Source organism: Caldicellulosiruptor obsidiansis OB47 (assembly GCF_000145215.1).
Classification (GTDB): Bacteria; Bacillota; Thermoanaerobacteria; order Caldicellulosiruptorales; family Caldicellulosiruptoraceae; genus Caldicellulosiruptor; species Caldicellulosiruptor obsidiansis.
Genome location: NC_014392.1, coordinates 1,841,271 through 1,853,678, shown reverse-complemented (window position 1 = coordinate 1,853,678; position 12,408 = coordinate 1,841,271). Strand labels below are relative to the sequence as shown.

Below are 12,408 nucleotides of genomic sequence, written 5' to 3'. Positions count from 1 at the left end.
GGCAGGTCACGTAAAGATAAAAAATAAAAATTTTTATGTGAGGAGGAGATTTATTTATGAAAAAGCGTATTGTAGCTACTTTTATTCTGGTTGCTTTTCTTGTGACGGGGTTATTTTTAGGCGTTAATTTTAAAAATGCAGCGGTTGCATCATCAAGGCAAGTATTTACTTATATCAATGGCTCTGAACCAAGATATCTTGACCCCGGTCTAAATACTGCTCTTGATGCTGCAAACATAATTATCAATGTTTTTGAAGGTTTAACAAGAGTTGACGCTAAAGGTAGAACTGTGCCTGGAATGGCAGAAAAATGGACTGTATCAAAAGATGGACTTACTTATACCTTTTATATAAGAAAAAATGCGAAGTGGTCAGATGGTAAACCTGTTACTGCATATGATTTTGAATATGCTTGGAAAAGAGCATTAGATCCAAACACAGGTTCAGAATATGCTTATCAGCTTTTCTATATCAAGAATGGTCAAAAATTTTACGAAGGTAAAGCAAAAGCATCTGATGTTGGTGTCAAGGCTTTAAATAGTACAACTTTACAGGTTACATTGGAAGCACCAACTCCATATTTTATTGATCTTACAAACTTCCCGACATACTTCCCGGTAAGAAAAGATATTGTGCAAAAATATGGGGATAAATGGGCAACAGATCCAAAGACATATATTGGTAATGGTCCGTTTAAAATGACAAAGTGGGTTCATAACTCATATATCGAACTCGAAAAGAACAATAATTACTGGGATGCGAAATCTATAACTTTACAAAAGATGATCTTAAAGTTATCTAATGACAACAATGCCAACTTGATGGCTTTTACTGCTGGGCAAGTTGATGGTGCTGAAGGTATACCTACTGAAGAAATTCCAAGGCTAAAAAGAGAAGGAAAGATTAAGATAGCACCTTTAATAGGGACATATTATTATCTTGTTAATTGCAAAAAACCACCTTTTACTGACAAGAGAGTAAGAGAAGCTTTGTCTCTTGCTATTGATAGAACACGTATTGTTAATCTTTTAAAAGCTGAGCAAAAACCTGCAACAGGTTTTGTTCCGTATGGTATTAAGGGAATTTCTAAGGATTTCAGAGAAGAGTCGGGCAACTTCTTGCCAGTTACTGCTGATTTGGCAAAAGCAAAGAAATTGTTGGCTGAAGCAGGATATCCAAACGGTAAAGGTATGCCAGAGATAGAAATTATTTATAACACTGACGAAGGTCATAAAAAGGTTGCTGAAGCAATTCAAAATATGTGGAAACAGCTCGGTATAAATGTAAAGCTTTCTAATATGGAATGGAAAGTATTGCTTGAAAGAAGACAGAAAAAAGACTATATGGTAGCAAGAGATGGATGGGTTGGCGATTACAATGATCCTATGACTTTCTTGGATTTATTTACTTCATATAGTGGTAATAACAACACAAATTGGAGTAACAAGCAATATGACTCTTTGATAGAAAAAGCCAAAAAAGAAGTTGATACTAAGAAGAGAATGCAATATATGATACAAGCAGAGAAAATATTGATGCAGGATTATGCAATAATTCCAATTTATTTCTATACAAAAGTATATCTTTTGAAAGATTACGTAAAGAACTATTACATTTCTCCGCTTGGATTTAATTACTTCATGTATGCTAAGATTGTAAAGTAAATTAGAATGGAGTAAAATAATAAGGGAAGGGCAGAAATTGATTTTTTTGCTCTTCCCTTTTTTGATTTTAAAAATTAAGAATTTCGGGCAGGTGAGATGAGCAATGAAATTTGCATTGAGATTTAAAAAAGTTTTAATAGTACTTAGCCTTGCGAGTTTTTTAATGTTTATTTTAACAGGGTGTTCAAGCAGTCAAGATGATATAAATAAAAAAGTAAGGATTGTGCTTGTTGGCAATTTCATTGGTGATGAAAATGCTCAAAAATTGATTTCAGAACTTGAAAAAAAATCAGGTGACCAAATTTACGTTGACCAGATACTTTACACGGGCGATAAACCAAAATCCGAACAAGAATTTGCATTTATGCAAAAACTTATGGTAATGCTTGCAGCAGGAGAAGGAGATATTTATATACTTGATAAAAAATTATTTACAAACTATGCCCAAAGTGGAGCATTTTATTCTTTAAAGTCTTTTGTGAGCAAAAATAAACTGGATAAATTTGTAGATAATACATGTTATGTGAAAGAAAAAGACAAATCGAAAACAGATTTATATGGCATTAAAGCAGACAGTGTCTCTATACTCAAAAAATACGGATTTGATACAGAAAATAAATATATTGCAATATATATCAGAAGCAATAAGTTCTCCCGTGCACAAAAAGTTTTGTTAGCTCTTTTGAACAGCAATTAAATATCCTGCTAAGATAAGTATACCGTAAAATATGCTGTTTTCTGATGCATCAAAATATGGTGAGTGCAAAGGATTTTCTCCTTTGCCTTTTTCTTTTATACCAAGTCTAAAATATACTGAGGGAACCTTTTGGCAGTAAAATGCAAAGTCTTCTGCTGTAAAGCTTGGGATAGCCTTTTTTACATTTTCAGGACCAAGAAGTTTTTTTGCTACATCAAGAAACTCTTCGGTAGCTTGATAACTATTTATCAAAGGTGGATATTGAAAATAATAATTTATATTTACATGGCAATTATATTTTTGAGCAGAAAGTTTTGTAAGTTTTTTTATATTATTATAAATAAATTCTTGAAGACTGCTATCAAACGTTCTTACAGTTCCTCTTATTTTGCACCTCTCTGAAATTACATTGAAAGTCTGTCCACTGCTGATGGATGAGAAAGAGAGATGAAAAGGCAATAATTTATTTGAGAACGCGCAAAAAAAGTTGTTTGCGCTCTGAATAAAATCGGTGGCAGGATAAATTGGATTTTTGGTTACTTCTGGCATTGCAGCATGTCCACCTTTTCCAATAAACTCAATTTCAAAGTCGTCTACACTTGCCATGATAGCACCACTTGAAACTTCAATTGTTCCAACATCAACACCTGGCCACACGTGAAATCCCAAAAGCCTTGTCACTTTTGGATTTTCAAGTCCGCTTTCTTCAATTACTCTTTTTGCCCCTCCCGGACCTTCCTCAGCAGGCTGAAATATAAACTTGACACACCCTTCAAAGCCAATGTCAACAAGGACCTTTGCTGTTCCAAGTACCACTGCCATGTGAAAATCGTGACCGCAGCAGTGTCTTGGCTGACCTTCCACTAAAATTGCGTCCATGTCGCTTCTTATTCCAATACATTCCTCAGACCTATTTATAATTCCAATCACACCTGTTTTTGCTATTGGAAAGTTTTCAATGCCCCACTCTGAAAGTCTTTCTGTGATATATTTTTGTGTCTTATACTCTTCATATGAAAGTTCGGCAAGTTTATTTAAATCTCTTCTGATGTTAATGAAAAGTTCCATATTTTTTCTGATAGTATCTTTAAGTTTTTCAGTACAAAATTCCACTTTTCATACCTCCTCTTTTTGGTAAGCTGAATTCAAAACATTTTGAATTTTCTGCATAGCAATTTGAAGTTCATCTTCTGTACAATCTAAGAAACTTATTCTGAAAAAGTTTGTAGAGGCAGGTTTATGATAAAAACATGTATGGGGCTGAACTAAAACCCTTTGTGTTTTGAGTTTGTTATAAATAGTGGCAGATGATATATTTGGTGGAAGGTAGAAAGAAACAAATATTCCCTGAACATTTTGAGTAAGCAGCCTGTTGTCTATTTGCAAGTCTTTTGCCAATCTTAAAAATAGCTTTTGTCTTTGGTTTATGTATGTTTTCAAGTTTTCTATGTGCTTGTCAAAGAAGTTTTTCAAAAAATAATAAAAAGATACCTGTATCAAAAGCGATGTTGAGATATCTGCCATTGACTTATAATATGCCACCTCTTCGCTAAAGTGCCTTGGTGCTAAAACAAATCCAATTCTCAAGGCAGGCATTGTAACAGTTGAAAAGCTCTTTATGTAAAACACCCTGTCGTATTTGTCATATGCCTTGATTGGTAAAATTCCTTCATCCACAACTATATCACTTAAAAAATCATCTTCAATGATGTAAAAATCGTATTTTTGTGAAATTTCACACAGATACTCCTTGTACTCTTTGCTGTACGAAACCCCGGTTGGATTTTGCGAAAAAGGAATAATGTATATGGCCTTTGGTGAAAATTTTTTAATGTAATCTTCTATGTTTTGCATCTGGTCAATATCAATTCCGACAATGTTCAGGTGCATATTGCTAAAGATATGATATGCACCAAGGTACGAAGGATTTTCTAAAAATATTGTATCGCCGGGCTTTAAAAAACTTTTTGTTGTAATCTCAATTCCCTGCTGAGCACCTGATACGACTGTGAGATCTTGAGGGCTTGTAACAATCCCAAGCTTTTTAAGATATGTCTCTACCAAGTACTCCTTTAGAGGATTTTTAAAATGTTCGATATAATCAAAAATCTGCGGTGAATACTCTTCAATTGCACAGTTTAAAGAATCTTTGAACCATTCGATGGGGTATAGGCTATATGGAAGCTTTGATGAAGCCAAATTAATGTACCCCTCAGCATCTATAAGGTTTTCTTCCTCAAAAATGATTTTATCCTGATACTCACTGTATACAACGTAATAGCCGCTTCCAGGGGTTGCTTTAATATAGCCTTCATTTTCAAGCTTGCTCAGAGCCTTTGTCACAGTGGAAAGATTCACATTTAACATCTTGCAAAGATTTCTCACAGATGGAAGCTTCTGCATATAATTAATCTCACCTGACAAAATCTTTTGCTTTATGTCTTCATAAAGCTGAAGGTAAAGAGGCTTTTTTGAGCCCTTGTCAATCTGTATCGATGCACTCATCGTTCATCCCGTCTTTACACACAGTTTATTTTAATTATAATAAAGTCGACAAAAGACTTCAACAAATTATATCGATACGGAGGTGCTAAATTATGAGCGAGATTGTAAATGAAAGATATGAACTTAACAAAAGCCTTGCACAGATGTTAAAAGGCGGTGTCATCATGGATGTGACATCTCCAAAAGAGGCTGAGATTGCTGAAAAAGCAGGTGCTGTTGCTGTTATGGCTCTTCAAAAAGTTCCGGCAGACCTTAGAAAAGAAGGCAAGGTTGCGAGGATGGCTGACCCGAAAATAATATTGGAAATTAAAAGTGCTGTTTCAATACCTGTTATGGCAAAGGTAAGAATCGGACATTTTGTTGAAGCTCAAATTTTAGAAGCACTTGGCATAGACTATATTGATGAAAGCGAGGTCTTGACACCTGCTGATGAGGAGCATCACATTGATAAGTGGAAGTTCAAAGCTGCGTTCGTGTGTGGCGTAAGAGATTTGGGTGAGGCTTTGAGAAGAATTCAAGAAGGTGCTTCCATGATAAGAACAAAAGGTGAGGCTGGGACAGGAAATGTTGTTGAAGCGGTAAGACACCTTCGCAGAATAAACAAGCAAATTAGTTATGCTGCATCATTAAGTGACGATGAGCTTTATGCATATGCAAAGGAACTTGGAGTATCATATGAACTTTTGAAAAAAACAGCCGAGCTCAAACGTCTTCCTGTTGTCAACTTTGCAGCAGGCGGAATTGCAACACCGGCTGATGCAGCATTAATGATGCAGCTTGGAGCAGATGGTGTGTTTGTCGGTTCTGCTATTTTCAAGAGCAAAAATCCTGAGAAAAGAGCAAGGGCAATTGTGATGGCAACCACATATTACAATGATCCCAAAATACTGGCAGAAATATCATATGACCTTGGCGAAGAGATGGAAGGTATAGATTTGAGAAATCTTTCTGAGCATGAACTTTTGCAGTTTAGGGGGAATTAAAAATTGAAGACAATAGGAGTTTTGGCGTTTCAAGGCGGAGTTATAGAACATGTGAAAAAGATAGAAGAACTTGGGGCAAAGCCTCAGCTTGTCAAAAAAGAAGAGGACTTGAAAGGACTTGATGGTTTGATTTTGCCTGGGGGAGAAAGCACTACAATTGGAAAATTTTTGATTGAAACAGACTTAAAAGACCATATTTTAAACTTGATATATGAAGGTATGCCAGTTTGGGGAACATGTGCCGGTGCAATTTTGCTTTCTAAAAATATCAAAAACCAGGGAAGTGGTGTGCTTCCTCTACTTAGCATAATGATAGAAAGAAATGCCTATGGAAGCCAGCTTGACAGTTTTAAAAAAGAAGTTTTTGTTCCGAGGTTCAACATAACTACAGAGTGTGTTTTTATAAGAGCACCGAAAATTGTTGAGGTAGCAGAAACTGTTGAGGTTTTAGCAGAGCTTGAAACTCCAATTGCAGTTTTGCAGAAAAATATCTTAGCTACAACATTTCATCCTGAGCTTACATCTCAAAATTATTGGCATTCTTTCTTTGTGGAGAATGTGGTAAAATAATTCTAAAGGTTTTCTTTTTCTTTCTCTTTTTTTCCCTTGACATTTTTTCCCGGTTCAAAGAATAGGCAAAATTCAGTACAGTATTTTGAGGGTGGACAAACGTGGGTTTTTAAACAGTATCCATCTTTTTGATATTTGCAGGGATACCAGCAGCTTATAAAACTCATGTTTAGTCCCTCCTTTCATTTATATTTTTTGCTGTTTTTCAAGCAAAAATTATGTAATATTTAACTCAGAAGGGGAAAATAATTTATGATATTTAATATTGGAATTGATATTGTTGAAGTTGATAGGTTCAAAAATATGAAAAGATTCGACCAGTTTTTAAAAAGAATATTTACTTTCAATGAGCTTGAATATATAAAAGAAAGGCGATATAACCCAGAGACAATAGCGGGGTATTTTGCTGCAAAAGAAGCAGTTGCCAAAGCACTTTCAACAGGAATTGTTTTTTGCTTCAAAGACATAGAAATACAAAAAGGGAAAACTGGCTGTCCAATGGTAAAGCTTTATAACAGGGCTGAGACTCTTTGTTTTGAGCTTGGAATTAAAAATATTGTGGTGAGTATATCTCACCAAAAATCGGTTGCAGTTGCAGTTGCCATTGCTGAAAAATAAAAAAAGAAGGGATGATAAATGTTTGTTTTGACTTCATCCCAGATGAGGGAAATTGACAGGAAAGCTTCGCAGGAAATAGGGATACCTGAAGTTGTGTTGATGGAGAATGCTGGTTTTTGTGTTTTTGAAGAGATAAAGAAGGATTTTAGGGTGCTAAAAGATAAAAACATTGCAGTTTTTTGCGGAAAAGGCAACAATGGCGGCGATGGCTTTGTTGTTGCAAGGTATCTTGCCCAGGTTTGTCCAAATGTAAAGGTATTTTTATTCGATGAAAATGTGACTTTGACATCCAAAGTTTTCCTTGATATATTGAAAAGGCTGGAAGTCGATGTTAGCATTTTGTCAGAAGAACTATTATTATCCCTCCAAACCCAGAGATTTGACATAATAGTTGACGCAATTTTTGGAATAGGTCTTTCAAAAGACATTGACGGACTTTACAAAAAGGCAATTGAGTATATAAATAGTAGCGACGCTGATGTATATTCAGTTGACATTCCAAGTGGTGTTTGTTCTGATACAGCTCAGGTTAAAGGCTGTGCTGTACGTGCTTCCAAGACAGTAACCTTTGTTTACCCCAAAGTAGGTCATATCTTGTATCCTGGTAGCTATTATTGTGGTAAAGTCATTGTGAAAGACATAGGTATTCCTGAGAAGATTATCAAAGATATCAAGGTAAAGATTTTAACGGCTGAGGATTTAGAAGTATCCAAATTTTACAGATATCCTGACTCTCACAAGGGCGATTATGGCAAGGTGGGAATAGTTGCCGGGTCAAAGTATTATCCTGGTGCGGCGGTTCTGTGCAGCAATGCTGCTATTAAAAGCGGCTGTGGACTTTGCTACTTGATAACTCCCCAAGAAACACTTTATTTTCAGAGTTTAAGAAAACCGGAGATAATAGTTTTGCCAGTTGAAAGTAAAGAAGGTGTTATATCTTTTGATGGTTTTGTGAAATTTAAGGAATACTTTGCTAAGCTTGACGTTTTAGGATTTGGCTGTGGGCTTACGAAGAATGAAGAAGTTGAAAAGATATTGATTCATATTTTGGAGAATTTCCAAATACCTATTGTAATAGATGCAGATGGACTAAATGTTTTGGCATCAAGCCAAAAAGCAAAAAATCTCTTGGCAATCTATAAATCTCAAAAAGTTTTAACTCCGCATTATATGGAAGCTGCAAGGCTTCTTGGCGTTGATGTAAAAGATGTTGCTAAAAATCCAATTGATGCTGCCAAAAAGATTGCAAGAGAATTTAAGTCTATATGCGTACTAAAAGGTTCAAGAACAATAATAACAGACGGAGATGAGGTTTTTATAAATGTTCTTGGCAATCCTGGCATGGCAAAAGGCGGAAGCGGAGATGTTCTCACAGGTATTATTTTGTCTATGATTGCTCAAGGGTATTCTGCTTTTGAGGCGGCAAAAATTTCGGTATATCTTCATTCTCTTTCAGCAGATATCTTGCTTGAAAAAAAGACAATGCAGACAATTTTGCCCTCAGATGTTATAGAGGGGTTGGACAGTGCTATTAGGAGACTAATTGAAGGTTAAATATAAAGGATGAAGTTTTTGTCCAAAAAACTCTGGCTGTGTATAGTAGTTATGCTGCTTTTTGAACTTTCTGGTTGTAAAAGGATGGTCCAAAGTCCTTCTTTGAAGGTTTTTACCAACTATATTGCAAAAGGCTATGTAGAAATCTCTTCAAGAGATGGTGTTTCAAAGTACTCATTTTTAGAAAAGAGAATTAATGGGAGGGTTGAGGCGGAGTTTGTAAAAGGCACAAGAAAAATAAGATTGACAAAAGAGGACGGAAATGTTTTGATGGATGGCAAAAACATAAAAAGTATTGCCCAGGACATATTTTTGGACTACTATATAGATAAGCTGATAAATGCCGAAAAGTACTCAATTGTAGCTCAGCAGAATCAAACAATTGTCACATTGGAGCTGAAAGGTGATATAAGGTACCTTCACTTCTACTTTGCAAATGGAGAGCTGAAAAAGATAGGAGTAATATACCAAGATAAAAGATTTATGAAAACCATTTACTTGACTGAATATAAAAAGTATAGAAAGGGATGACCAAATTGTCGCTCTACAACAGGGTATGGGCAGAAATAAATCTTGACAATTTACTGTACAACCTTGAAAATATCAAGAAAAAGATTTTACCACAAACAAAAATAATGGCCGTTGTGAAGGCTGATGCATATGGACACGGAGCGGTTGAAATTTCAAGAGTACTTGTAAAAAATGGTGTTAGTATGCTCGCTGTGGCAATAATTGACGAGGCATTGCAGCTGAGACATTTCAATTTTGATGTTCCAATTTTAATTTTGGGTTTTACTCCTTTTGAACTGTCCGAACAGGTTGTTGAAAACGAGATAAGCCAAACAGTTTATACGTATGAGCAGGCATATTATCTTAGCAAGGCAGCCCAAAAAATAGGTAAAAAAGCCAAGATACATATCAAAGTTGATACTGGAATGGGAAGAATAGGATTTTTATGCTGTGAACAGAGCGTAAACACCATATTAAATATTGCTAAGCTGCCAAACATCGAACTTGAGGGGATATTCTCTCATTTTTCATCTGCAGACGACCCAGATTCGGATGATTTTACGCATGAGCAGTTTATAAAATTTGAAAACTTTGTGAAAGAACTCAATAAAAATGGGGTATACTTTAAATATAAGCACATTGCAAATAGCAGTGCGGCAATCCGTTTCCCCCAGTATCAACTTGATGTTGTAAGACTTGGTCTTATTCTATACGGGCTTTATCCAAACAGCAGTTTGAAAGAACATATAAACTTAAAACCTGTAATGTCTGTCAAAGCAAGAGTTATCAATGTAAAGGAGGTGCCAGAAGGCTTCCCAATAAGTTACAACAGAAGATATATAACCACACGCAAAAGTAAAATCGCTACAATACCTATCGGTTATGCAGACGGTTTTACGCGTGTTGGAAGTAGTCAAAGGCATGTTCTCATAAAAGGTGAGTTTGCCAAAGTTGTTGGGAGTATATGTATGGACCAGTGCATGGTAGATGTGACCGATATCGAGGATGTGAAGATTGGTGATGAGGTTGTCATTATAGGGAAACAAGGGAAAAATGAGATTTTGGCTGATCATTTGGCTGAGCAGATTGGCACTATAAACTATGAGGTTGTGTGTTCGTTTAGCAAGCGAATTCCACGGGTTTTTATCAAGGATGGGCGAGTTGTCAAAATATTAAACTATATCTTATGAAAAATTTACATTGATTTATTCTTTTCAAAGACCGTATAATGATAATAAGCTCATCCGCTCATTCCTACGCTTTAAATTTTATTTTTTATATTTTGTTTTGCAAGGGGGAAATGAGATGCCGCAAATACGATTTGTGAAATTCCTTTTGCAGTATAAAAGTAATTCTTATGATGACGGTTTTATGAGGACAGTTATTGAAAAAAGAAGGCTGAAAAAGATTGAAAGAGATCTCGAAAGTTGTTATAAAAAGTATGCAGAGCTAAATAGAAACATTGCAAACGAATGGCTTGCACTTGACTTTGAAGGACTTTTAAAATATGAGAATATAATTTACGATGATTTTGGGTATGATTTTTATAGAATAGAAGAAAGTAGGATAGCGGAGAGTGGAGAAAGTGATACAGCAAAATCAAAATCAACCACCACTTGAAATCAAAAGGGGAGACATATTTTATGCTGACCTTGCTCCACATGTTGGTTCTGAGCAGGGCGGCATAAGACCAGTTCTGGTAATTCAAAATGATATAGGGAACAAATACAGCCCAACTGTGATTGTGGCTGCGATAACTTCACAGATTGGCAAAGCTAAATTTCCAACGCATGTTGAGATTCGTGCAGGTGAGTTTGGTCTTTCGCGTGATTCTGTCATTTTACTTGAGCAAATAAGAACAATTGATAAAGTGCGTCTCAAAAATAAAGTTGGCAAGCTTTCTGATGAGGTCATGGAAAAAGTAAACCAGGCAATTCTGATAAGCCTTGGGCTAATAGAATGGACAGCGGAGGGATATGATTGGAAAAAGAAAGAAGGCGCAGGTTTAAAAAAGGCGTAAATTTTTTGATACTTGTTGTTCTGGCCGCAGGAGTACTGAGCATAGGGGTTATATTTGCCTCTTCTACATCGATTGACAGTAGCGCACTTGTCACATATGGTTTTTTTAAAAAGCAGGTTGACCAGTTAAAGATGTACATAGACAATAAAATAAATGAGCTGGATAAGAAGATAAAAGATGCAAATGTTTCTGCAGGGCAAGCACAGGATATTTCAAAGCTGCAGAGCCAAGTTGCAAATTTGTCTTCTGAGATTGAAAAGTTAAAATTGCAAACTGCACAGCTTGATGCCAAATTAAAAGATATATCAAGTTCTTCAGGAGTAAAAAAAGGTGATTTTATATACACCAAAGGTTATGAGGTTATTAAAGTTCCCAAAAGCAAGACCATTTTGTTTGATGCGTCAACAGAGTTTGTTGTGCGGGTTGGAAAAGCTATTTCTGTTGTGCCAAAAGGGGCAACAATTATTGATTTGACAAGCGCAAAAGATGTGGGGGCAAACCAGCAACTTTTATTTAACCATTTTTATTTAGTAGCAAGAAGCGATGGCAGAGGATTCAAAGCAGTTGATGACGTGTGGGTAATTGTAAATGGAGGGTACAAAATCAAATAGCAAAGGGGCAGAAAATAATGAAAATAGATATTTTAGCGGCGGCGATAGCCGGTTTTTTGTCTTTTTTCTCACCCTGTATTTTGCCACTTATTCCTGTGTATATCTTATATCTTTTTTCTCAAAAGGGTAGCAAGTTGAAAAGTAGCCTTTTGTTTGTTTTGGGATTTTCAATTGTCTTTGTTGTACTTGGAGTGGTTGCGGCTGCGGTAGGTAGCGTATTTTCTGGGTACAGTTTTCTATTGAAGAAGATAGCAGCAATGATTATTGTTTTGATGGGTCTGGTGATGCTTGACTTGTCACCAGATTTTTTAAAAAAGTTTTTTATACCAATACAAGGTAAAGGTAATTTAGATATTAATGTTTCACCGCTAATTTTAGGAATGGTTTTGAGTATAAGCTGGACACCCTGTATAGGACCAGTTTTGACGTCTATTTTGAGCATGGCGGCACTATCTGAGACGTTTTTAAAAGGAGCGATGCTGCTTTTTATCTATTCGATGGGTTTTGCCGTGCCGTTTTTGATCTCAAGCTTTTTAATAGACAGGCTAAAAGCTTTTTTTGGTATGTTGAATAGGTATAGCAGGGCAGTAGAGTATTTTACAGGAACCCTTTTGATTGCATTTGGCATGCTTGCGTTTTTTGACAAGATAAATTTCTTCAGATGAAAGATAAAAAA

15 protein-coding genes are annotated in these 12,408 nt (G+C 35.7%); 12 read left to right on the top strand and 3 right to left on the bottom strand.

Translation table 11 applies throughout. The annotated features are described in order from the left end of the window. Positions 1–56 precede the first annotated feature (56 nt). Together COB47_RS08630 and COB47_RS08625 are read left to right on the top strand one after the other, a co-directional pair. Positions 57–1,664 carry a peptide ABC transporter substrate-binding protein gene (locus tag COB47_RS08630; RefSeq protein ID WP_013290997.1) on the top strand — a complete coding sequence of 536 codons (1,608 nt, stop codon included), beginning with the start codon at positions 57–59 and terminating at the stop codon, positions 1,662–1,664. A 103-nt stretch (positions 1,665–1,767) separates the two neighbouring features. Then, positions 1,768–2,361: a type 2 periplasmic-binding domain-containing protein gene (locus COB47_RS08625; RefSeq protein WP_013290996.1), complete on the top strand. Its 594-nt coding sequence runs from the start codon at positions 1,768–1,770 to the stop codon at positions 2,359–2,361. On the opposite strand, the gene COB47_RS08620 is transcribed toward COB47_RS08625, so the two are convergent. Both COB47_RS08620 and COB47_RS08615 read right to left on the bottom strand, forming a co-directional pair. After that, a complete protein-coding gene (locus tag COB47_RS08620; protein ID WP_013290995.1) occupies positions 2,338–3,474 on the bottom strand; it encodes a M20 family metallopeptidase in 1,137 nt (378 codons plus the stop codon). The two genes, COB47_RS08625 and COB47_RS08620, sit on opposite strands and share 24 nt — an antisense overlap. A 3-nt stretch (positions 3,475–3,477) precedes the next feature. Continuing rightward, positions 3,478–4,866: an aminotransferase-like domain-containing protein gene (locus COB47_RS08615; protein ID WP_013290994.1), complete on the bottom strand. Its 1,389-nt coding sequence runs from the start codon at positions 4,864–4,866 to the stop codon at positions 3,478–3,480. Positions 4,867–4,958: 92 nt separating this feature from the next. Here COB47_RS08615 and pdxS point away from each other — a divergent pair, with 92 nt between their 5' ends. Beyond that, a complete protein-coding gene (pdxS, locus tag COB47_RS08610) occupies positions 4,959–5,849 on the top strand; it encodes a pyridoxal 5'-phosphate synthase lyase subunit PdxS (RefSeq protein ID WP_013290993.1) in 891 nt (296 codons plus the stop codon). Between the two features lie 3 nt (positions 5,850–5,852). Next, positions 5,853–6,419 (top strand): pyridoxal 5'-phosphate synthase glutaminase subunit PdxT, encoded by a 567-nt coding sequence (gene pdxT / locus COB47_RS08605; protein WP_013290992.1) that lies wholly within the window; start codon positions 5,853–5,855, stop codon positions 6,417–6,419. A gap of 2 nt (positions 6,420–6,421) precedes the next feature. Here the strand turns inward: pdxT and COB47_RS12325 are convergent, their stop codons facing one another. After that, a complete protein-coding gene (locus COB47_RS12325) occupies positions 6,422–6,586 on the bottom strand; it encodes a hypothetical protein (RefSeq protein WP_013290991.1) in 165 nt (54 codons plus the stop codon). Between the two features lie 85 nt (positions 6,587–6,671). On the opposite strand from COB47_RS12325, the gene acpS reads away from it, so the two are divergent. The 8 genes from acpS to COB47_RS08565 all read left to right on the top strand — a co-directional run bounded on the left by acpS (position 6,672) and on the right by COB47_RS08565 (position 12,397). Continuing rightward, entirely contained in the window at positions 6,672–7,037 is a 366-nt protein-coding gene (gene acpS, locus COB47_RS08600; protein ID WP_013290990.1) for a holo-ACP synthase, read from the top strand. An 18-nt stretch (positions 7,038–7,055) separates the two neighbouring features. Continuing rightward, on the top strand, positions 7,056–8,591 hold the full coding sequence (locus COB47_RS08595) for a bifunctional ADP-dependent NAD(P)H-hydrate dehydratase/NAD(P)H-hydrate epimerase (RefSeq protein WP_013290989.1): 1,536 nt from the start codon (positions 7,056–7,058) through the stop codon (positions 8,589–8,591). Positions 8,592–8,600: 9 nt separating this feature from the next. After that, the gene (locus tag COB47_RS08590; RefSeq protein ID WP_013290988.1) at positions 8,601–9,122 is read left to right on the top strand and encodes a hypothetical protein; all 522 of its coding nucleotides are present in this window, start codon (positions 8,601–8,603) and stop codon (positions 9,120–9,122) included. Then, a complete protein-coding gene (gene alr, locus COB47_RS08585) occupies positions 9,119–10,291 on the top strand; it encodes an alanine racemase (protein ID WP_013290987.1) in 1,173 nt (390 codons plus the stop codon). The genes COB47_RS08590 and alr overlap by 4 nt, the downstream gene beginning before the upstream one ends. A gap of 115 nt (positions 10,292–10,406) precedes the next feature. Continuing rightward, positions 10,407–10,721 (top strand): hypothetical protein, encoded by a 315-nt coding sequence (locus tag COB47_RS08580; protein WP_013290986.1) that lies wholly within the window; start codon positions 10,407–10,409, stop codon positions 10,719–10,721. Then, positions 10,678–11,121: a type II toxin-antitoxin system PemK/MazF family toxin gene (locus COB47_RS08575; RefSeq protein WP_013290985.1), complete on the top strand. Its 444-nt coding sequence runs from the start codon at positions 10,678–10,680 to the stop codon at positions 11,119–11,121. Before COB47_RS08580 ends, COB47_RS08575 begins: the two co-directional genes overlap by 44 nt. Continuing rightward, positions 11,082–11,732, top strand: a complete 651-nt coding sequence (locus COB47_RS08570) for a hypothetical protein (RefSeq protein ID WP_013290984.1) — start codon at positions 11,082–11,084, stop codon at positions 11,730–11,732. The genes COB47_RS08575 and COB47_RS08570 overlap by 40 nt, the downstream gene beginning before the upstream one ends. Before the next feature lie 17 nt (positions 11,733–11,749). Then, entirely contained in the window at positions 11,750–12,397 is a 648-nt protein-coding gene (locus tag COB47_RS08565; RefSeq protein WP_013290983.1) for a cytochrome c biogenesis CcdA family protein, read from the top strand. Positions 12,398–12,408 lie beyond the last annotated feature (11 nt).

What these genes read in the sequence shown, in the direction of transcription:
- alr (WP_013290987.1), top strand. Translation starts at nt 9,119, where the DNA reads ATGACCAAATTGTCGCTCTACAACAGGGTATGGGCAGAAATAAATCTT.
- COB47_RS08630 (WP_013290997.1), top strand. Translation starts at nt 57, where the DNA reads ATGAAAAAGCGTATTGTAGCTACTTTTATTCTGGTTGCTTTTCTTGTG.
- acpS (WP_013290990.1), top strand. Translation starts at nt 6,672, where the DNA reads ATGATATTTAATATTGGAATTGATATTGTTGAAGTTGATAGGTTCAAA.
- COB47_RS12325 (WP_013290991.1), bottom strand. Translation starts at nt 6,586, where the DNA reads ATGAGTTTTATAAGCTGCTGGTATCCCTGCAAATATCAAAAAGATGGA.
- COB47_RS08590 (WP_013290988.1), top strand. Translation starts at nt 8,601, where the DNA reads ATGAAGTTTTTGTCCAAAAAACTCTGGCTGTGTATAGTAGTTATGCTG.
- pdxS (WP_013290993.1), top strand. Translation starts at nt 4,959, where the DNA reads ATGAGCGAGATTGTAAATGAAAGATATGAACTTAACAAAAGCCTTGCA.
- COB47_RS08565 (WP_013290983.1), top strand. Translation starts at nt 11,750, where the DNA reads ATGAAAATAGATATTTTAGCGGCGGCGATAGCCGGTTTTTTGTCTTTT.
- COB47_RS08595 (WP_013290989.1), top strand. Translation starts at nt 7,056, where the DNA reads ATGTTTGTTTTGACTTCATCCCAGATGAGGGAAATTGACAGGAAAGCT.
- COB47_RS08580 (WP_013290986.1), top strand. Translation starts at nt 10,407, where the DNA reads ATGCCGCAAATACGATTTGTGAAATTCCTTTTGCAGTATAAAAGTAAT.
- COB47_RS08625 (WP_013290996.1), top strand. Translation starts at nt 1,768, where the DNA reads ATGAAATTTGCATTGAGATTTAAAAAAGTTTTAATAGTACTTAGCCTT.
- COB47_RS08615 (WP_013290994.1), bottom strand. Translation starts at nt 4,866, where the DNA reads ATGAGTGCATCGATACAGATTGACAAGGGCTCAAAAAAGCCTCTTTAC.